This is a genomic window from Pseudomonas sp. IT-P100, from assembly GCF_949767185.1.
GTDB lineage: Bacteria > Pseudomonadota > Gammaproteobacteria > Pseudomonadales > Pseudomonadaceae > Aquipseudomonas > Aquipseudomonas fluorescens_B.
Genome location: NZ_CATKQK010000011.1, coordinates 532,652 through 551,690, shown reverse-complemented (window position 1 = coordinate 551,690; position 19,039 = coordinate 532,652). Strand labels below are relative to the sequence as shown.

At 59.7% G+C, this 19,039-nt stretch carries 15 protein-coding genes and 5 tRNA genes; 6 read left to right on the top strand and 14 right to left on the bottom strand.

Going from position 1 to position 19,039, the window contains the following annotated elements:
• The first annotated feature begins 63 nt into the window (after window positions 1-63).
• Complete coding sequence (locus tag ACM6IQ_RS10735; RefSeq protein ID WP_414878699.1) at window positions 64-3,342, top strand: PAS domain S-box protein; 3,279 nt, start codon at window positions 64-66, stop codon at window positions 3,340-3,342.
• 87 nt (window positions 3,343-3,429) lie between these two features.
• On the opposite strand, the gene ACM6IQ_RS10730 is transcribed toward ACM6IQ_RS10735, so the two are convergent.
• From ACM6IQ_RS10730 to gltX, 10 genes are all read right to left on the bottom strand, one after another.
• Window positions 3,430-3,876 carry an Hsp20 family protein gene (locus tag ACM6IQ_RS10730; protein WP_414878698.1) on the bottom strand — a complete coding sequence of 149 codons (447 nt, stop codon included), beginning with the start codon at window positions 3,874-3,876 and terminating at the stop codon, window positions 3,430-3,432.
• A 120-nt stretch (window positions 3,877-3,996) separates the two neighbouring features.
• Window positions 3,997-4,956: a tRNA dihydrouridine synthase gene (locus ACM6IQ_RS10725; protein WP_017337625.1), complete on the bottom strand. Its 960-nt coding sequence runs from the start codon at window positions 4,954-4,956 to the stop codon at window positions 3,997-3,999.
• Window positions 4,957-5,065: 109 nt separating this feature from the next.
• Complete coding sequence (locus tag ACM6IQ_RS10720; protein WP_017337624.1) at window positions 5,066-5,503, bottom strand: acyl-CoA thioesterase; 438 nt, start codon at window positions 5,501-5,503, stop codon at window positions 5,066-5,068.
• A gap of 48 nt (window positions 5,504-5,551) precedes the next feature.
• Window positions 5,552-6,385, bottom strand: a complete 834-nt coding sequence (locus ACM6IQ_RS10715; protein WP_017337623.1) for an alpha/beta fold hydrolase — start codon at window positions 6,383-6,385, stop codon at window positions 5,552-5,554.
• A gap of 31 nt (window positions 6,386-6,416) precedes the next feature.
• Window positions 6,417-6,956 carry a TetR/AcrR family transcriptional regulator gene (locus ACM6IQ_RS10710; protein ID WP_017337622.1) on the bottom strand — a complete coding sequence of 180 codons (540 nt, stop codon included), beginning with the start codon at window positions 6,954-6,956 and terminating at the stop codon, window positions 6,417-6,419.
• 184 nt (window positions 6,957-7,140) lie between these two features.
• A tRNA-Glu gene (locus ACM6IQ_RS10705) sits at window positions 7,141-7,216 on the bottom strand.
• Window positions 7,217-7,296: 80 nt separating this feature from the next.
• Window positions 7,297-7,372: transfer RNA gene (locus tag ACM6IQ_RS10700), tRNA-Ala, on the bottom strand.
• Window positions 7,373-7,425: 53 nt separating this feature from the next.
• Window positions 7,426-7,501: transfer RNA gene (locus tag ACM6IQ_RS10695), tRNA-Glu, on the bottom strand.
• A gap of 79 nt (window positions 7,502-7,580) precedes the next feature.
• Window positions 7,581-7,656 (bottom strand) — tRNA-Ala (locus tag ACM6IQ_RS10690).
• A gap of 236 nt (window positions 7,657-7,892) precedes the next feature.
• Window positions 7,893-9,374, bottom strand: coding sequence for a glutamate--tRNA ligase (gene gltX / locus ACM6IQ_RS10685; RefSeq protein WP_017339644.1), 1,482 nt, complete (start codon window positions 9,372-9,374; stop codon window positions 7,893-7,895).
• 220 nt (window positions 9,375-9,594) lie between these two features.
• Here gltX and ACM6IQ_RS10680 point away from each other — a divergent pair, with 220 nt between their 5' ends.
• Both ACM6IQ_RS10680 and ACM6IQ_RS10675 read left to right on the top strand, forming a co-directional pair.
• The gene (locus ACM6IQ_RS10680) at window positions 9,595-10,644 is read left to right on the top strand and encodes an HlyD family secretion protein (protein ID WP_017339645.1); all 1,050 of its coding nucleotides are present in this window, start codon (window positions 9,595-9,597) and stop codon (window positions 10,642-10,644) included.
• Window positions 10,645-10,693: 49 nt separating this feature from the next.
• On the top strand, window positions 10,694-12,184 hold the full coding sequence (locus tag ACM6IQ_RS10675; RefSeq protein ID WP_193393025.1) for an MDR family MFS transporter: 1,491 nt from the start codon (window positions 10,694-10,696) through the stop codon (window positions 12,182-12,184).
• A 122-nt stretch (window positions 12,185-12,306) separates the two neighbouring features.
• On the opposite strand, the gene uvrB is transcribed toward ACM6IQ_RS10675, so the two are convergent.
• Window positions 12,307-14,322 carry an excinuclease ABC subunit UvrB gene (gene uvrB, locus ACM6IQ_RS10670; RefSeq protein ID WP_150632484.1) on the bottom strand — a complete coding sequence of 672 codons (2,016 nt, stop codon included), beginning with the start codon at window positions 14,320-14,322 and terminating at the stop codon, window positions 12,307-12,309.
• A gap of 338 nt (window positions 14,323-14,660) precedes the next feature.
• Between uvrB and ACM6IQ_RS10665 the strand changes: the two genes are divergently transcribed.
• Together ACM6IQ_RS10665 and ACM6IQ_RS10660 are read left to right on the top strand one after the other, a co-directional pair.
• Window positions 14,661-15,857 carry an amino acid aminotransferase gene (locus tag ACM6IQ_RS10665; RefSeq protein WP_017339648.1) on the top strand — a complete coding sequence of 399 codons (1,197 nt, stop codon included), beginning with the start codon at window positions 14,661-14,663 and terminating at the stop codon, window positions 15,855-15,857.
• A gap of 238 nt (window positions 15,858-16,095) precedes the next feature.
• On the top strand, window positions 16,096-16,305 hold the full coding sequence (locus ACM6IQ_RS10660; RefSeq protein ID WP_414878697.1) for a hypothetical protein: 210 nt from the start codon (window positions 16,096-16,098) through the stop codon (window positions 16,303-16,305).
• Here the strand turns inward: ACM6IQ_RS10660 and ACM6IQ_RS10655 are convergent.
• Window positions 16,302-16,532: a hypothetical protein gene (locus tag ACM6IQ_RS10655; protein WP_008007186.1), complete on the bottom strand. Its 231-nt coding sequence runs from the start codon at window positions 16,530-16,532 to the stop codon at window positions 16,302-16,304. The genes ACM6IQ_RS10660 and ACM6IQ_RS10655 overlap by 4 nt on opposite strands.
• Window positions 16,533-16,759: 227 nt before the next feature.
• Between ACM6IQ_RS10655 and ACM6IQ_RS10650 the strand changes: the two genes are divergently transcribed.
• Window positions 16,760-16,835, top strand: a tRNA-Asn gene (locus ACM6IQ_RS10650).
• A 156-nt stretch (window positions 16,836-16,991) separates the two neighbouring features.
• Here ACM6IQ_RS10650 and ACM6IQ_RS10645 read toward each other — a convergent pair.
• On the bottom strand, window positions 16,992-17,987 hold the full coding sequence (locus ACM6IQ_RS10645; RefSeq protein ID WP_414878696.1) for an AraC family transcriptional regulator: 996 nt from the start codon (window positions 17,985-17,987) through the stop codon (window positions 16,992-16,994).
• Between the two features lies 1 nt (window position 17,988).
• Window positions 17,989-19,002: an AraC family transcriptional regulator gene (locus ACM6IQ_RS10640; protein ID WP_017339657.1), complete on the bottom strand. Its 1,014-nt coding sequence runs from the start codon at window positions 19,000-19,002 to the stop codon at window positions 17,989-17,991.
• Window positions 19,003-19,039: the final 37 nt, after the last annotated feature.

The following is a 19,039-nucleotide window of genomic DNA, read 5'->3' as shown; positions in this document are numbered from 1 at the left end:
GTGCTACGCCTATAGAGCCGCGAATTCCTGTGCCTAACGCCCAATTCAGCCCAAGGCCTGCCAATGCCGAAATCTGTTGACCGTATTCCGCCGATGCCACGTATACAGGCGCTTGACCCGAAACGGTCCGAGCAGAGCTGGGAAAGCGCGCCGCAGTTGCTGGCCGCCCTCAACGGCGCACGGCTGGGCGCCTGGTATTGGGACATTGAGCGCGGGCAGATCAGCTGGTCGCGGGGCACGCAGGCTTTGTTCGGCTTCGATCCCCGGCAGCCGTTGCCGGCCGACCTGGAATACCTCGACCTGCTGCCGCCCGAAGATCGGGCCAAAACCATTCGCGCGTTCCACGCGGTGATTGCCGGCGCCCCGCTGGAGCAGGCGATGCACCACCGCATCCGCTGGCCCGATGGCAGCCTGCACTGGCTGGAGATCAATGGCAGTTTGCTACCGGATAAACACGGTCGGCCGCGCATGATCGGGGTGATCCGCGAAATCACCCATCAGCGCCAGCGTGAACAGGCCCTGAGCAGCTCGGAAAAACGTTTCGCGACGCTGTTTCACCTGTGTCCGAACATGGTGCTGCTGACCCGCCAGGAAGACGGCTTGATCACCGAAGCCAACCAGTATTTCGAAAGCCTGTTCGGCTGGCCGGTGCAAAACGCGATTGGCCGCACCACCATTGAACTGGGTTTGTGGGTTCACCCTGAGCAACGGGAGAAACTGGTCAAGGCGACCAAGGCCAAAGGCGAATTGGTCAGTATGGAAGTGCAGTTTCGGGCCAGCAATGGCCAGGTCCACGACGGCATCCTCAGCGCGCAGAAAGTCGAACTCGAGGGCCAGCCCTTTCTGCTCAGCACCTTCCTCGACACCACTGAGCGCAAGATCGCCGAGCTCGCCCTGAAAGACAGCCAGGAACGCCTTGATCTGGCGCTGGACTCGGCACAACTCGGCACTTGGGACTGGCACATTCCCAGCGGCATGCTTTACGGCTCGGCCCGGGCCGCGCAACTGCACGGGCTGGATCCCATACCGTTCCATGAGTCGTTCGAAGCGTTTTTCGAAGGTGTGCCCGGCGAAGAGCGCGACAGCATGCGCGATGCCTACCGCAGCCTGCGTGAAGGCCCGGCGGGCAACTATCAGCTGACCTACCGCGTGCAACTTGAGGACGGCACTTCGCGCTACCTGGAAAGCCGCGCCCGCCTCTATCGCGATGAAAACGGCGCCCCATTGCGCATGGCCGGCACCTTGCTGGACATCACCGATCAGGTCGAGCGCGAACAGAAACTGGTCGCCTCCGAAGAAAAGTTTGCCACCCTGTTCCAGGTCAGTCCGGACCCGATCTGCGTCACTCGCCAGGACACCGGCCAGTTCATCGAGATCAACTCCAGTTTTACCCAGACCTTCGGCTGGAGCACCGTCGAGGTGATTGGCCGCAGCGCCGACGAAATCGGCCTGTGGGACGCGTCGGCAAAAAGCCTGCGCCGGATCGAGCAAGTCATCCGCGAACAGGGCCTGAACAACGTGGCCATCCTCGTTCAGCACAAGGACGGTCAATCGCTGACCTGCGTGATATCCAGTCGACAGATCAGCGTCGGCGACCAGCCGTGCATCGTCACCACCTTGCGCGACATCACCCAGCAACAACGTTCGGAAGCGGCGCTCAAGGCCAGCGAAGAGAAGTTCGCCAAGGCCTTCCACTCCAGCCCTGACGCCATCACCATCACCGAGCGCGACACCGGGCGTTATCTGGAGGTCAATGATGGTTTCTGCCGACTGACCGGCTATCGCGCCGATGAAGTGGTCGGCCGCACGGTCTACCAGGTCGGCATCTGGGCCGAAGAAAAACAACGCTCGGCGCTGCTGGCCGAGCTACAGATCAAGGGCCGGGTGCATCACCAGGAAATGCTCGGCCGCAACAAGCGCGGCGAACTGCTGACCGTCGAAGTGTCGGTGGAACCGATCACGCTCAACGAAACCGCTTGCCTGCTGCTGACCGCGCGGGACGTCAGCCTGCTGAAAAACGCCGAAGCGCAGATCCGTCACCTGGCCTACCACGACCCGCTGACCAACCTGCCGAACCGCGCACTGTTGATGGACCGCCTGAGCCAGCAGATCGCCCTACTCAAACGCCACAACCTGCGTGGCGCCCTTATGTTTCTCGATCTCGACCACTTCAAGCACATCAACGATTCGCTCGGCCACCCGGTGGGCGACACGGTGCTGAAGATCATCACCGCCCGCCTTGAAGCCAGCGTGCGCATGGAAGACACCGTCGCCCGGCTGGGCGGCGACGAATTCGTGGTGTTGCTCAGCGGCCTGGAAGGCTCGCGTAATGAAGTCAGCGCCCAGGTCCGTGACCTCGCGGACACCTTGCGCGAGCTGTTGTCCGAACCGATGTTCCTTGATGGTCAACGCCTGCAAGTGACGCCGAGTATCGGCATCGCGCTGATTCCCGATCACGGCTCGACCCCGACCGACCTGCTCAAACGCGCCGACATTGCGCTTTATCGGGCCAAGGATTCCGGGCGCAACACCACGCAGATGTACCACAACACCATGCAGAAGGCCGCCAGTGAACGCCTGCGCATGGAAACCGACTTGCGCCTGGCCCTTTCCCGGGGCGAGTTCGAGGTGCATTACCAGCCTCAAGTGGATGCTCGCGACAACCGTATCGTCGGCGCCGAAGCGCTGGTGCGCTGGAGCCACCCGGAACTCGGCGCCCAATCGCCGACCGAATTCATCAAGGTGCTGGAAGACAGCGGGTTGATTCTGGAGGTCGGCACCTGGATCGTCGACGAAGTGTGCGCGGCCTTTAAAAAGTTGATCGCAAAGGGCCTGATCGACCCATTGAATTTCAGCCTGTGCGTGAACATCAGCCCGCGGCAATTCCGCCAGAACGACTTCGTCGAGCGTATCGAGCACAGCCTCTTCAGCCACGGCCTCCCCTGCTCGCTGCTGAAACTGGAAATCACCGAAGGCATCGTCATCCAGAATCTGGAAGACACCATCAGCAAAATGCGTCGCTTGAAAAAAATCGGCGTGAGCTTCGCCATGGACGACTTCGGCACCGGTTATTCCTCGCTGACCTACCTCAAGCGACTGCCGGTGGACACACTGAAAATCGACCAGTCATTCATCCGCGACGCCACCACCGACCCCAACGATGCCGAAATCATCCGCGCCATCGTCGCCATGGCTCGCAGCCTGCAATTGAAAGTGATTGCCGAAGGGGTGGAAACCCCGGAGCAGCTTGAGTTCTTGCAGGGGCTGGGTTGCCATTTTTATCAAGGGTATTTGCACAGTTCGCCGCTGCCGGTGGAGGCGTTTCAGAAGCTTCTGAAATAAAGCGGACGGTGTAGGAGCTGCCTTCGGCAGCTCCTACATGGAAAAAGAAAAAAAGGGCGCCATTGGCGCCCTTTTCATTGCCCTGCCTTAGTGCTGCAGTGCTGGTTTTTGCGTCCCGTTGATCGGGATACGTTTGGCTTTCGCCTCTTCCGGAACCACCCTCAACAGGTCGATGCTCAACAGACCGTTGCTCAGGCCGGCGGCCTTGATTTCGATATGGTCCGCCAGGCGGAAGGACAGTTTGAAGGCCCGCTGCGCGATGCCCTGGTACAGATAAGTGACGTCTTCGTTCGCGTCACGTTTGCCGCCACTGATGGTCAGCACACCTTTTTCCACTTGCAGTTCCAGGTCTTCTTCCTGGAAACCGGCGGCCGCTACGACGATGCGGTATTGGTCGTCGCCGTGTTTTTCAACGTTGTAAGGTGGATAGGTGCTGCCTGGCTCATTGCGCAGTGCGGTTTCGAAAAGGTCGTTGAAACGATCGAAACCGACCGAGGAACGGAACAGTGGTGCCATGGAAAATGCAGTGCTCATGATTCAAATCTCCTGAAAACATATCAGCAAGTTTTTTTGTCTCCGCGACCCGAATTCGGCATCGCGTAATCCTTAAATAAGGACCGCCGATTGCTTTTCAAGAGATTTTTTCAAATTTTTTTAAGCCGCCTCCAACACCTGTAACCCCAGCAAACGCGAGACCTGATCCAGTTCGGTTTCACGGCGCAGGACGGTGAACAGCTCAACCGCTTCGGGATAATTGCGCGTCAGCATCGCCAGCCACTGCTTCAGGCGACCCGGCGATTGGCGCGCCGTCATCTGCGCCTTGGCTTGCAGCCAGAAATCCTGAATCAGCGGCAGCAGTTCGGCCCAGCTCATTTCGACCACTTCTTCACCGGCACGGGCGGCAGCGATTTGCCGGGCCAGGTCCGGACGCGACACCAGCCCGCGGCCGAGCATGATGTCTTCCACGCCGCTGATTTCTCGGCAACGGCGCCAGTCCTCGACGCTCCAGATATCACCATTGGCGAACACCGGAACCTTGACCACCTCCTGCACTCGGGGAATCCACTCCCAATGTGCCGGTGGTTTGTAACCGTCCATCTTGGTCCGCGCATGCACCACGATGTGTTCCGCGCCGCCTTCGGCCAGGGCCGTGGCGCAGACCAGCGAACCGTCGGGGCTGTCGAAGCCCAGGCGCATTTTCGCAGTGACCGGAATGTGCGCTGGAACGGCGCGGCGGACATGCTCGACGATCTGATTCAGCAGCTCAGGCTCTTTGAGCAACACCGCGCCACCGCGCGACTTGTTGACGGTTTTGGCCGGGCAACCGAAATTCAGGTCGATGACTTCGGAGCCCAGCTCGCAGGCCAGCGCGGCGTTTTCCGCCAGGCACACCGGATCGGAGCCCAATAGTTGCACGCGCAAAGGCACGCCAGACGCCGTGCGTGCGCCCGTCAGCAATTCAGGGCCGAACTTGTGGAAATAGGCAGGCGTGAGCAACTGATCGTTGATCCGGATGAACTCGGTGACGCACCAATCGATACCGCCCACACGGGTCAGCACGTCCCGCAGGATGTTGTCGACCAACCCCTCCATGGGTGCCAAAGCAATTTGCATGAAAAACACACTCGACGAAAAACGTGCGGCAGTTTACTGGATTCCCTGTCGAAAGACTTGTTCATACCGCTGTGGCGTGGGAGCTTGCTCCCTCGCCACAGCGATCGTGTCAGCTCGGAACCTGCAACGCCGGGCCGTAGCCTTCGATGAATTCGGCGGGCATGCGCTTGGGCTTGCCCGTGGACAATTCGATACAGACAAACGTGGTCTGCGCCCGCAGCAACGTGGTGTTGTCGCTGGGGCGTTTCAGCTGGAAGTGCCGGGTCATTTTCAGACGCTGGTCCCAATCGACGATCCAGGTCGCCAGTTGCAACTCATCGCCCTCGTAGGCCGCAGCCAGGTAATCGATCTCGTGCCGCACCACCGCCATCGCCCGATCAAGCCGCCGGTACTCGACCAGGTCCAGGCCAAGCCGCTGAGAGTGGCGCCAGGCGCAGCGCTCGAGCCAGGTCACATACACCGCGTTGTTCGCGTGACCCAACCCGTCGATGTCCTCGGCGCCCACCTCCAGATCAATGATAAATGGCGTTGCCCGATCCCAGCCCATGCCCCACTCCCGGTCAGATTATGTCGACCGGGGCAGTGTAACGGATGCTCAGGCCGATTGGCGCGATTGCAGGCTGCGGCCGGCCAGCAGTGATAACACGCCATCAATCACCCGAGGGTCAGCCAATACCCGTTGATGACCGCCTTCTTCCAGTCGCAACAGACGGCTGTCGAACCAGGCTTCGTGGATCAGCTGGGACTCCTTGACCGGAACGAAGCAGTCGTCTTCGGCGTGAACGATCAGCCCGGGCATGTCGAGTTGATAGTGCGAGACATCCAGTGCAGCGGCACGCATGCCAACGTCTTTCTCTACCTGGCGGATGAACGCCGAACGGGCTTTTGGCGGCAGTCGCACGTAACGGGCAAAACCACGCAGCACCGCGAGAATTCGCGCCGGCGCAGCAATCGTCACCAGGGTTTCAGTGCGCAAACCCAACTGAACGGCGAGCATGGCACTGGCACCGCCCATCGAGTGACCGATGACCGCCTGCAGCGGCGGCAACTCGGCGGCGGCCTCGAGCATGGCCCGGGCGAACAGCGCGACGTTTGCTTCATTGCCCGGTGAGCGACCATGGGCAGGCCCATCCAACGCGACGACGGTGTAACCGGCATCCACCAGCGCGGTAATCAGGCTGGCAAACTGCGTCGGCCGGCCTTCCCAACCGTGCATCAGCAACACCGCCGGGCCTTGCCCCCAGCGCAACGCTGAAAGGCCGAAGCGTAAAGTGATGCGCTCGGATTTCGCCAGCAGAGGCAATTCCCAGTCTCGCGGCGGCAGATCCCGCGGCGTCATGAATGCCAGTCGCATTTTGCTTGCGACCAGTTTCGGTGCAAACCAGCCCAAGGTGCCATTAACGCCACGAACCCACTTTAACGTGCTCATCGCTCTCACTCCTCAGGCCATTGCCTTCAGGTCATATCACCGCCGACTTGGCGGCACGCAGCAATCGATCGGATAACTCTCCCGGCCCCAACGCTCGCGCCAGAGCCAAACCACCCACCATCAAGGCCATGTCGGCCAAGGCTTTGTCGGTGTCTTCCGGGCTGGCCGCCAACTGCGCGACCATCATTTCCACATGCTCATTCAACGCCACGCGAAACGCGTCCGGCAGGCGACCCAGCTCACCGACAGACGCCGGGATCGGGCATGCCGACTCAGAGGAATCACGGTGTTTGCGTGACAGGTAAAACGCAGCGACCAAGGCGCGACGTTCTTCGCCGGTCAATTCGGTGTCCATGTCGGCGATCAGGCCACGGCGATGACCGAGCAGTTGCTTGAACGCTTCCAGCATCATTGCGTCCTTGCTTTCGAAGTGCGCATAGAAGCCGCCCACCGTCAGGCCGGCTGCGCCCATCACTTCGCCCACGCTCGGTTCGGCCGGGCCGCGCTGAATCAGCGCTGCGCTGGCGGCCTTGAGGATGCGTTCGCGGGTTTGAGCTTTTTTATCGTTCATCGTTGCCTCCGAATATTACGACTAGAATATTATTCTCATAATAATTTTACGCAAGTCGTGGGTGTGACCGTTGGTCTGAAGCACAGTTTGAAAGAAATGAGGGGATTTGGCCAAACGCCAGACAAACAAAAGGGCCATTCAATAATTGAATGACCCTTATAAAATCCCGCAGAGCGGGTAATCGTGGCGTCCCCTAGGGGACTCGAACCCCTGTTACCGCCGTGAAAGGGCGGTGTCCTAGGCCACTAGACGAAGGGGACGCAAAACCTTCTATACAACTGATCAGTGCTGAGGGCTGATCGATTCAAGGCCGGTGTGGCCAGACCTTGAACTGTAAAATTGGTGGAGCTAAGCGGGATCGAACCGCTGACCTCCTGCATGCCATGCAGGCGCTCTCCCAGCTGAGCTATAGCCCCGGATTTTTCGCCTCGCGGCGGAGCGACATCTTGCAACATCGCTTCTGTAAAACTGGCGTCCCCTAGGGGACTCGAACCCCTGTTACCGCCGTGAAAGGGCGGTGTCCTAGGCCACTAGACGAAGGGGACGCAAACCCTTCTATACAACAGATCAACGCTGAGTGTTGATCGCTTCAAGGCCGGTGTGGCCAGACCTTGAAGTGTAAATTGGTGGAGCTAGACGGGATCGAACCGTCGACCTCTTGCATGCCATGCAAGCGCTCTCCCAGCTGAGCTATAGCCCCTCATCGCTGAGGACGGGGCGAATCTTAATGGCGCTTTGGAAACGTGTCAAATTTATTTTTAACAATTTCCAAAGTTTTTTGCCGACATAACAATCACTTACCGCCCTCCCCCCGGAAAACGGGGGACTTCGGAAAGAACACGGGTCTGTAGAAGCTGGCGCAGCCTGCGATCTTTTTGGCTACGCCGAAGAGCAAGATCAAAAGATCGCAGCCTGCGCCAGCTCCTCCTGTGTGGATCAGGCGATGTTGCCGAGGAGTTTTTCCCACTCTTTGTTTTCTTTCTTCGACACGCCGCCCAGCAGGTCGATCGCCTGGCGCAGACGGAAACGCGTCAGGTCCGGGCCGAGGATTTCCATCGCATCCAGCACCGATACCGAACTGGCCTGGCCAGTGATGGCAGCGAACATCAGCGGCATGGCGTCACGCAGTTTCAGCTCGAGGGATTCGACCACCGCCTGAATCGTCGCGGTGATGTTGTCCTTCTCCCACTGACGCAGGCTTTCCAGCTTCCACAGAATCAGTTGCATCAGCTGACGTACCTGGTCGCCCGACAGTTTCTTCGATTCAAACAGCTTGGCATCCGGGTTCACGCCCCCGGCGAAGAAGAATCCGGCCAGCGGTGCGACCTGGCTGAAAGTCTCGACGCGACCCTGCACGTGCGGCGCGATCTTCATCATGTATTCAGGGTTGAGTGCCCAGGTTTGCAGGCGCGAAGCGAACTCTGCCACCGGCAAATCACGCAGCCACTGGCCGTTGAGCCACGACAGCTTCTCGATGTCGAAAATCGGCCCGCCGAGGGAGACGCGGCTCAGGTCGAAGTTGTCGACCATTTCTTGCAGCGAGAACTTCTCGCGCTCGTCCGGCATCGACCAGCCCATTCGCCCGAGGTAGTTGAGCATCGCTTCCGGCATGAAGCCCATACGCTCGTAGAACGTCACAGAGGTGGGGTTCTTGCGCTTGGACAGCTTGCTTTTGTCCGGGTTACGCAGCAGCGGCATGTAGCACAGCTCCGGTTGCTCCCAACCGAAGTATTCGTACAGAAGAATCAGTTTCGGTGCCGAAGGCAGCCATTCTTCGCCGCGCAGGACGTGGGTGATGCCCATCAGGTGGTCATCGACCACGTTGGCCAGGAAGTATGTCGGCAGGCCGTCGGTCTTCATCAGCACTTGCATGTCCATGCGATCCCACGGGATCTCGACGTCGCCACGCAGCATGTCCGGCACCACGCACACGCCTTCGCTTGGCACTTTCATGCGGATCACATGTGGCTCGCCGGCGGCCAGGCGGCGCGCGACTTCTTCCTTGGACAGCAACAGTGCACGGCCGTCGTATCGCGGGGTTTCACCGCGAGCCATTTGCTCGGCGCGCATCTGGTCCAGTTCTTCGGCGGTGCAGAAGCACGGGAAGGCGTGACCCATTTCGACCAGTTGCTGGCAGTACTTCTGATAGATGTCGCCGCGCTCGCTCTGACGGTACGGACCGTGCGGGCCGCCGACGTCCGGGCCTTCGCTCCAGTCGATCCCCAACCAGCGCAGGGCGTCGAAAATCTGCTGTTCGGACTCGCGGGTCGAACGCAATTGATCGGTGTCTTCGATCCGCAGGATGAACTCACCGCCGTGCTGCTTGGCAAAGCAGTAGTTGAACAAAGCGATGTAAGCGGTACCTACGTGGGGGTCCCCGGTAGGCGATGGCGCGATGCGCGTGCGGACGGTGGTCATGGCAAGTCTCGAAATGAAGATAAAACAAAGGGCGAATGGTAACAGGCGTTGCCCGCCCGGCTCCAGCGAACAGGGCATTTAAGCCAAGTTTGCGTCTACAACGGGCTCGGGCCGGGATGAATGATGGATTATCAGCCGATGGCATTTACCCACTATCGACTGTATGCCAGATTCGCCTGCTGATAACTTTCCTTACAATTTCTCGACTACAGTTTGCCCCATGCCTGCCCAACTCAAGCGTCGCCTGTTTATTTTCCTGTTGATCGTCCTGCTGATTGCCGGCGGCTTCTTTGCCCAGTGGTTCTTCAAGGGACGGTTTTATGAGAGCACCGACAACGCTTACGTCCAGGGCGAGATCACCCGTGTGTCGAGCCAGTTGGGCGCGCGCATCGATCAGGTGCTGGTGCAGGACAACCAGCACGTCGAGAAAGGCCAGTTGCTGATCAAGCTCGAAGGCGATGACTTCCACCTCGCCGTCGACCGCGCCAACGCCGCCCTCGCCACTCGCCAGGCCGAACGCCTGCAAGCCCAGAGCAAACTGACCCAGCAAGCCAGCCTGATTGCCGCGAGCGAGGCGCAAGTGGCCTCCAGTCAAGCCAGCCTCGGTCGCTCGCAAATCGATTTGTCCCGCGCGCAAACCCTGCGCAAACCGGGCTACGTTTCCGAAGAGCGGGTCACCACCCTCTCCGCCGACAACCACATCGCCCGCTCACAGGTAACCAAAGCCCAGGCGGATGCTCAAAGCCAGCGCCAGCAAGTCAATTCCCTGAGCGCCGAAATCAAGCGCCTCGACGCCATGATCGCCAACGCCAAAACCGATCTGGCCCAGGCTGAACTGAACCTGACCCGCAGCGAAATCCACGCCCCCATCAGCGGCCTGATCGGCCAGCGCGCCGCCCGCGAAGGCCAGTATGTGCAGGCCGGCGCTTATTTGCTGTCGATCGTCCCGGATCAGGACATCTGGATTCAGGCGAACTTCAAGGAAACCCAGATCGGCCACATGCAGCCCGGCCAGAAAGCCGAACTGACGTTCGACGCCTACAGCGACACACCGATTGAAGCGCGGGTCGACAGCCTGTTCGCGGCCTCAGGCGCGCAGTTCAGCCTGTTGCCGCCGGACAATGCCACCGGCAATTTCACCAAAGTCGTACAACGGATTCCGGTAAAACTGACGTTCGCCGCGGACAACCCGCTGCACGGAAAGATTCGTCCGGGCATGTCGGTTACCGCCAAAGTGAACATCAAAGACGCCCCTGACGATGGCCGGTGATCAACTGATCCGCCCGGCCGGCGAACCGACCCGGCGGGACTGGATCGCGGTGATGAGTGTGATGCTCGGCGCGTTCATGGCGGTGCTCGACATTCAGATCACCAATTCGTCGCTCAAGGATATTCAGGGCGCGCTGTCGGCGACCCTGGAAGAAGGCTCCTGGATTTCCACGTCGTACCTGGTCGCGGAAATCATCATGATTCCGCTGACGGCGTGGCTGGTGCAGCTGCTCTCGGCGCGTCGACTGGCGGTATGGGTTTCGCTTGGATTCCTTGCCGCGTCCCTGCTCTGCTCGATGGCGTGGAGCCTGGAAAGCATGATCATTTTCCGCGCACTGCAAGGCTTCACCGGCGGCGCGTTGATTCCTCTGGCGTTCACCCTGACGCTGATCAAGCTTCCCGAGCACCACCGCGCCAAAGGCATGGCGATGTTCGCCATGACCGCAACGTTCGCGCCGTCCATCGGACCGACACTCGGCGGCTGGCTGACGGAGAACTGGGGCTGGGAATACATCTTCTACATCAACATCCCGCCGGGCCTGATCATGATCGCCGGCCTGATGTATGGCCTGGAAAAAAAAGAAGCGCACTGGGAACTGCTGAAAAGCACCGACTACACGGGGATTGTCACCCTCGGTATCGGCCTCGGTTGTTTGCAGGTGTTTCTGGAAGAAGGCCATCGCAAGGACTGGCTGGAATCGGACCTGATCGTTGCGCTCGGCAGCATCGCCCTGATCAGCCTGATCACCTTTGTGATCGTGCAATTTTCCAAGCCCAATCCGCTGATCAACCTCGGCATCCTGGGCAATCGCAACTTCGGTTTATCGAGTATTTCCAGCCTGGGAATGGGCGTCGGGCTGTACGGCTCGATCTTTCTGTTGCCGCTGTACCTGGCGCAGATCCAGAACTATAACGCCCTACAGATCGGCGAAGTGATCATGTGGATGGGCGTGCCACAACTGTTCCTGATTCCGCTGGTGCCGAAGCTGATGAAATACGTCTCGCCGAAATGGCTGTGCACGCTGGGCTTCGGGTTGTTCGGCCTGGCGAGTTTTTCCTCGGGTGTGCTGAACCCGGACTTTGCCGGACCGCAGTTCAATCAGATCCAGATCATCCGCGCACTCGGCCAGCCGCTGATCATGGTGACCATCTCGCTGATCGCCACCGCGTACATCCTGCCGCAGGATGCGGGCTCGGCGTCGAGCCTGTTCAACATCCTGCGCAACCTCGGCGGCGCAATCGGCATCGCCCTCCTCGCCACCTTGCTGGATGCGCGGACCAAGACCTACTTCGATTATTTGCGTGAATCCATCGTGCCGAGCAACCCGCAGGTCGCCGAGCGCATGGCGTCGCTGACCGACCGGTTTGGCAGTGAAACGGCGGCGCTGGGCAAACTCAGTGAGATCGCCCATCAACAGGCGTCGATCATGGCTTACAACGATGCGTTTCATTTTGTCGGGATTGCGCTGGGGATCAGCATGATTGCGGTGTTGCTGACCAAGCAATTACCGGCGGGGTTGAAGGCTGGCGAGGCGCACTAGTTGAGTATTGTGTCGTCAAGACTGGCCTCATCGCGAGCAGGCTCGCTCCCACATTGGATCGCGCTCACTGGGTCAACTGTGGGAGCCTGCTCGCGATGGCGGCCTGACAGGCACTGCAAATCTCAAACAGCGATCAACCGATCCCGCAGCTTGGTAATTTCATCGCGCATCTGCGCCGCCGCTTCGAATTCCAGGTCGCGCGCCAAGGCGTACATCTTCTCTTCCAGGGCCTTGATGCGCTTGGCGACCTCTCCCGGCGAACGCAATTCCGCTTCGTACTTGGCGCTTTCCTCGGCGGCCTTGGCCATGCCTTTGCGCTTCTTGCTGCGCGAGCCTGGCACGGTGGCGCCTTCCATGATGTCGGCAACGTCCTTGAACACACCTTTCGGCGTAATGCCGTTGGCCAGGTTGAAGGCAATCTGCTTGTCGCGTCGACGTTCGGTTTCACCGATGGCCCGCTCCATGGAGCCGGTGATGCGGTCCGCGTACAGAATCGCCCGACCGTTGAGGTTACGCGCCGCGCGACCAATGGTCTGGATCAGCGAGCGCTCGGAACGCAGGAAGCCCTCCTTGTCCGCATCAAGGATCGCCACCAGCGAGACCTCCGGCATGTCCAGGCCTTCACGCAGCAGGTTGATCCCCACCAGCACATCAAAGGTTCCGAGTCGCAAATCGCGAATGATTTCAACCCGTTCCACGGTGTCGATGTCCGAGTGCAGATAACGCACCCGCACCCCGTGGTCGGCCAGGTAATCGGTCAAGTCTTCGGACATACGCTTGGTCAGCGTGGTGACCAACACCCGCTCTTCGAGGGCGACGCGTTTGGTGATTTCCGACAGCAAATCGTCGACCTGAGTCAGCGCCGGACGGATTTCGATTTGCGGGTCCACGAGACCGGTCGGGCGCACCAGTTGCTCGACCACCCGGCCCGCATGTTCAGCCTCGTAGTTGCCCGGCGTGGCCGAGACAAAAATCGTCTGCGGGCTGATGCCTTCGAACTCGTCGAAACGCATCGGTCGGTTGTCCAGCGCCGAGGGCAGACGGAAGCCGTACTCCACCAGCGTTTCCTTACGTGAGCGGTCGCCCTTATACATGGCACCGACCTGCGGCACGCTGACGTGGGATTCGTCGATCACCAGCAAGGCATCGGCCGGCAAGTAATCGAACAAGGTCGGCGGCGCCTCGCCGGACGCACGGCCCGAGAGGTAGCGCGAGTAGTTTTCGATCCCGTTGCAGTAGCCCAGCTCGAGGATCATCTCCAGGTCGAAGCGCGTGCGTTGCTCAAGACGTTGCGCTTCCACCAGTTTGTTGTTGGAGCGCAGGTATTCCAGGCGCTCCTGCAACTCGACCTTGATCCCTTCAATGGCACCGAGCAGGGTTTCTCGCGGCGTCACGTAGTGGCTTTTCGGGTAGAAGGTGAAGCGCGGCAGCTTGCGAATCACCTCGCCGGTCAGCGGATCGAAGGCCGACAGGCTCTCGACTTCGTCATCGAACAGCTCGATGCGGATCGCTTCGAAATCGGATTCTGCCGGGTGGATGTCGATCACATCACCGCGCACGCGGAAGGTCGCTCGGGCGAAATCCATGTCGTTGCGGGTGTATTGCAGGTCCGCCAGGCGACGCAGTAAAGCGCGCTGATCGAGCTTGTCACCCCGATCCACGTGCAGCACCATTTTCAAATAAGTTTCCGGACTGCCCAGACCATAGATGCACGACACCGTGGTGACGATGATCGCGTCCTTGCGCTCCAGCAACGCTTTGGTCGCCGAGAGTCGCATCTGCTCGATGTGATCGTTGATCGAGGCGTCTTTCTCGATGAAGGTGTCCGAGGACGGCACGTAGGCTTCGGGCTGGTAGTAGTCGTAGTAGGACACGAAGTATTCGACGGCGTTGTTCGGAAAAAACGCTTTGAATTCACCGTACAACTGCGCGGCCAGGGTCTTGTTCGGCGCCAGCACCAGTGTCGGGCGCTGAACCTGGGCGATGACGTTGGCAATGCTGAACGTCTTGCCCGAGCCGGTCACACCGAGCAATGTCTGGTGCGCCAGCCCGGCTTCAATGCCCTCGACCATCAGGCGAATGGCTTCCGGCTGATCGCCGGCGGGCTCGAAGCGGGTGACTAGCTGGAATTCAGACATGAAATACCCTCTGGGTCGCGCCCGTCCGGTCAAGCCGGACAGCTACGAAAAAGACCACAAACGACCGACGTCGCCCGAGGAAAAAACTGGATTGTGCTCAATGTGGAGCCGATTGCCCTCGCTTTCAAGGCAAACGTCCTACATCCCTTGAAGTCTTTGACGGGATCAATCGACTAACGGTCGAAAAATAATCGGGAAAACTTACGGTAAAAGCCAAATCGACTGTCGCCATCAATCGCAGATGGCCTCTATACTAGCTCCCCGTTTGTGCACCGCTCTAGTGCATTCGGCTGGAGCGCGACACGTCCCTCCACTCTCCATTCAGAGCCGCCGCAAAAATGAGCCTGTTCTCCGCTGTCGAAATGGCACCACGCGATCCAATCCTGGGCCTCAACGAAGCATTCAACGCCGATACCCGTACCAACAAGGTCAACCTGGGGGTCGGTGTTTACTGCAACGAGGAGGGGCGAATTCCACTCCTGCGCGCCGTTGTCGAAGCCGAGACGATTCGCGTCGCTCAACACGCTTCCCGTGGCTACTTGCCGATCGATGGCATCGCGGCTTACGACCAGGCCGTTCAGAAACTGCTGTTTGGCAATGACTCGCCGCTGATCGCTGCTGGCCGTGTCATCACCACTCAGGCCGTGGGCGGTACTGGCGCACTGAAAATCGGTGCCGACTTCCTCAAGCAACTGCTGCCGAACGCTGTCGTGGCGATCAGCGACCCAAGCTGGGAAAACCACCGCGCGCTGTTCGAAACCGCCGGTTTCCCGGTGCAGAACTATCGCTACTACGACGCCGCGACCCACGACGTTAACCGTGTCGGCCTGCTGGAAGACCTGAACGCCCTGCCGAACGGCTCGATCGTTGTGCTGCACGCCTGCTGCCACAACCCGACCGGCGTGGACCTGAGCCCGGCGGACTGGAAAAACGTTCTGGAAGCCGTGAAGGCCAAGGGTCACGTACCGTTCCTCGACATGGCCTACCAGGGCTTTGGCGATGGCATCGACGAAGACGCCGCCGCCGTGCGTCTGTTCGCTGAATCGGACCTGACCTTCTTCGTTTCCAGCTCGTTCTCCAAATCCTTCTCGCTGTACGGCGAGCGCGTGGGCGCCCTGTCGATCGTCAGCGAATCGAAAGAGGAAAGCGCGCGCGTGCTGTCGCAAGTCAAACGCGTGATCCGCACTAACTACTCCAACCCGCCGACCCACGGTGCAAGCATCGTCGCCGCTGTGCTGAACAGCCCGGAGCTGCGCGCCAAGTGGGAAGAAGAACTGGCCGAAATGCGCCTGCGGATTCGCGGCATGCGCACCCAGATGGTTGACCTGCTGGCGAAAAACGCGCCACAGCGCGATTTCAGCTTTGTGGGGCGTCAGCGCGGCATGTTCTCCTACTCCGGCCTGACGGTTGAGCAAGTCACCCGTCTGCGCAACGAGTTCGGCATCTATGCCCTGGACACCGGCCGCATCTGCGTCGCCGCGTTGAACCAGAACAACATTGATGTTGTGACCAAGGCCATCGTTGCGGTGATCTGAGTCGTACGGTAATACGAAAAACGGGAAGCCTCTGGGCTTCCCGTTTTTTTATTGGCTCAGATAATTCTCAACCTCATGGTCGAGCGCTCTAGACTGCACATCATATTACTGTGGGAGCCGGGCTTGCCCGTGATGGTGGCCGGTCAACCAACAACTGTGTTGAATGTGAGGGCCCTATCGCGGGCCAGCCCGCTTCCACAAGTTCTATGTACATTCCGGAATTCTGACGAGAACCCACATGAAAAACGATGACCTGCGCGCTGAGCGCGATGACCTGAATGACCTGAATGACTTCATCCCCCGCGTCCCGGCCAAACGCAGCAGTAACCTGGTGCTGCAAGTGGCTGCGGGTGTGTTCCTCGGCGGGCTGGCCTTGTGGCTGGTGCAACTGGGTGCGACGCTGCTTTACGCCAAACTGATGCTCGCCACCGTGACGTTCGGCGGTTAAGCCAGTTCGGTCGCGCGCTGGCTGGCTGCATCGTCATAGGCGACGTACAGCGATTCGGCGACCTGGCTTTTGATGGCCTTGGTGCTTTCCAGGCCCAGGACAAAACCTTCGGCCTTGCCGCCTGCGCGATTCAATTCGTCAGCGGTGCTGGCCTGAGTGATGGCGTCGAACAGTTTTTCGGCGTGCGGACCGACCCCTTTGGGCAGGCTGATCTGAGCGATGCTCATGCGGACACCTCGTTGTTGCGAAGTGTGAGGGCTGGGTGATTCATGGCGCGTACCTTTTCGGCGAATGGCCGGCAGCGCGTGTAACCACTTCCGGGCGGCCATGGTAGACCTCTGGTGCCGTTCTGGTAACCGCCAATCGCCGATAAACCACCGTCCGTCCCGATGAATTCCTCAAGTTGTCAGCAGGTGCTTGACTTCTCTTTTTGAATCAGTAACATACACGCCATTCCGCGATAGCTCAGTTGGTAGAGCAAGTGACTGTTAATCACTGGGTCCCTGGTTCGAGTCCAGGTCGTGGAGCCAGACAAGGTTCGGAGAATGCTTTCAAAATCTCTGAACACCAAAAACCCGCCTTAATGGCGGGTTTTTTCATTTCGGCATGATTATCCAGAAATCTTGGCCTGCAACATCGAGCCGCGCCGCTTGAGTCAGGCCAACCGGAATCGCCCCTCACCCCTCTCATGCCTGAGACCTCATCGTCTGCTTCGGCAACTCTCCAAAGCGCTGCCGATAGTAATTGGCAAACCGCCCCACATGCCCGAACCCGAACTCCAGCGCTACCTCGGTCACGCTGGTGTGCGGTCTCGCCAGCAAGTACTCCCTGGCGGCTTCAAGCCGTAATCCGCGCAAGCGGTCCATCGGACTTTGGCCGTATTCGCGTTGGCATAAGGTGTTCAAGCTGCGAATGCTCACCCCGCCAGCAACCGCCAGTTCAGCCAGGGAGATGCCTTGAACAAGGTGCTCGCGCATGCAGGCGTCGATTTTTTGCAGTTGACGGGAGGGCTGCCGCGGCAAAGGCGACTCTTGTTGAGCAACGCCACAATGGCTGAGCAGAAACAGAGGCAGGCTTTGCTCCAGATGCTGCAACCAGCGTGAAGGCGGTGCACTCGATTCGCCCTCGGGCAAGTGCTCCAGCAACTCGCTGACCAGACGAAACCAGCGCACCGCCAGTGGCCGTTCCAGGCGGCTGACCGGCGCTAACGTGAAGCCCGACGGCAAGTCATCGGCCAGCGCATTCTGGCTGGCATCGAGCAATGCCCGTGGCAGTTTGAGGATCAGTTGCTCGCAACCCTCCTCCCACACCACTCGAGCCTGCTTGCGCGGAGACAGGATCGCTACTTCTCCCGGGCTGACGTCATAGCCCATGCCGTCGGACTCGAGAGTGGCACTGCCTCGCAGCGGCATTTGTACCAGCACGAAATCTTCGAAAGGCTGTGGCCGGATTTCTACCTGGCCGCCGTAACGCAGCGCATACAGTTCGCAACTGGCGACCTGGCCGCGATAGAACGCCGTATCGACGCCGCCCCGCGGCCAATCCAGCTCATGTTCCACCAGCGCCTGCCCCATCAAACGCTGGGTTTCCTGCGCCGAGCGACTGGTGAAGACCGGCTCGCGGCACATCAGCGATAAGTTCAGGCCCACGCTGTTGGCGGTGGCCGCGTGGAAAGTCGTCATGTCAAAGCGACCGGTTGCGACGGGCTTCGCTGCGCTGAAGAGTCGCACTGGGCGTTTCGTTGAACAGCTTGCGGTACTCGCTGGCGAACCGGCCCAGATGCGAAAACCCCCAGCACATCGCGATCACGGAGATGTTGCGCACCGAGGCGTCTTCGAGGATTTCCTGGCGAACGGCGCCGAGGCGAAACTTTTTCAGGTAAGCCATGGGTGAGACACCCATGTGCTTGCGAAAGCCTTCGAACAGTTTGAAGCGGGATACACCCGCCGCCGCCTCGATGTCCTCCAGGTGGATGTCTTCGCGGGCGTTGCTTTCTATGAAATCCTTTGCGCGCACCAGGTAATACGGCAACTTGACGCCCAGTTGATCACGAAGTTCGGCGCTGTAGTTATTGGGCTGGGAAAGGATGAGCCCCTTGATCAGCGCGCTTTCGATATCGCGGGTGAAAAACACCTGACTGAACAGGTCGTGACCGCGCTCCAGCTCATCGATGTAGTAACGGGCCAGCCGCCACCAGGAGGCAGAGGCGCCGTTGACCGCATCCATCACCGGCTCGAACTTCAGCGGCATTTCCAAAGGGCGTTGCAGCATGCCTTCCAGTGTCTGGCGCATGGCCATGCGGGTGATCACCACGGAGATCTTGTGACAGTCACCGGCCATGCTCAGTGTCTGGGTTTCGTGCGGTGTCACGATCAGTCCCTGATCCTGATTGGAGTACAACCGACGGCCATCCTTGACCAACTCCTGCTCGCCGCGAATCGGCAGGCTGAGGCTGTAGCAATTGAGGTGTTCGGCATCCTCGACGCCAATGGTCACGTCTGTGCCGTATTCCATCCGGCCCAAGGTCGTGGACATGGATTTGAAGACATTGGCCTTGTGGTGAAACTGAATCCGGTTCGGCTGCGAGGTCTGCAGTTCGTGCGGCCCGCAAATGCCGGCCATCCACGCCCGGGCACCAGCCAGGTCGTAGCGATCTATGCGGATATCTCGAAACTGGACAACATTTGGTTCGGTCATGACGGTGCACCCACGGCAATGAACATCGACACGCTCT

What these genes read in the sequence shown, in the direction of transcription:
- ACM6IQ_RS10645 (WP_414878696.1), bottom strand. Translation starts at nt 17,987, where the DNA reads ATGACGACTTTCCACGCGGCCACCGCCAACAGCGTGGGCCTGAACTTA.
- ACM6IQ_RS10665 (WP_017339648.1), top strand. Translation starts at nt 14,661, where the DNA reads ATGAGCCTGTTCTCCGCTGTCGAAATGGCACCACGCGATCCAATCCTG.
- ACM6IQ_RS10680 (WP_017339645.1), top strand. Translation starts at nt 9,595, where the DNA reads ATGCCTGCCCAACTCAAGCGTCGCCTGTTTATTTTCCTGTTGATCGTC.
- ACM6IQ_RS10735 (WP_414878699.1), top strand. Translation starts at nt 64, where the DNA reads ATGCCGAAATCTGTTGACCGTATTCCGCCGATGCCACGTATACAGGCG.
- gltX (WP_017339644.1), bottom strand. Translation starts at nt 9,374, where the DNA reads ATGACCACCGTCCGCACGCGCATCGCGCCATCGCCTACCGGGGACCCC.
- ACM6IQ_RS10655 (WP_008007186.1), bottom strand. Translation starts at nt 16,532, where the DNA reads ATGAGCATCGCTCAGATCAGCCTGCCCAAAGGGGTCGGTCCGCACGCC.
- ACM6IQ_RS10660 (WP_414878697.1), top strand. Translation starts at nt 16,096, where the DNA reads ATGAAAAACGATGACCTGCGCGCTGAGCGCGATGACCTGAATGACCTG.
- ACM6IQ_RS10720 (WP_017337624.1), bottom strand. Translation starts at nt 5,503, where the DNA reads ATGGGCTGGGATCGGGCAACGCCATTTATCATTGATCTGGAGGTGGGC.
- ACM6IQ_RS10725 (WP_017337625.1), bottom strand. Translation starts at nt 4,956, where the DNA reads ATGCAAATTGCTTTGGCACCCATGGAGGGGTTGGTCGACAACATCCTG.
- ACM6IQ_RS10640 (WP_017339657.1), bottom strand. Translation starts at nt 19,002, where the DNA reads ATGACCGAACCAAATGTTGTCCAGTTTCGAGATATCCGCATAGATCGC.
- ACM6IQ_RS10710 (WP_017337622.1), bottom strand. Translation starts at nt 6,956, where the DNA reads ATGAACGATAAAAAAGCTCAAACCCGCGAACGCATCCTCAAGGCCGCC.
- ACM6IQ_RS10730 (WP_414878698.1), bottom strand. Translation starts at nt 3,876, where the DNA reads ATGAGCACTGCATTTTCCATGGCACCACTGTTCCGTTCCTCGGTCGGT.
- uvrB (WP_150632484.1), bottom strand. Translation starts at nt 14,322, where the DNA reads ATGTCTGAATTCCAGCTAGTCACCCGCTTCGAGCCCGCCGGCGATCAG.
- ACM6IQ_RS10715 (WP_017337623.1), bottom strand. Translation starts at nt 6,385, where the DNA reads ATGAGCACGTTAAAGTGGGTTCGTGGCGTTAATGGCACCTTGGGCTGG.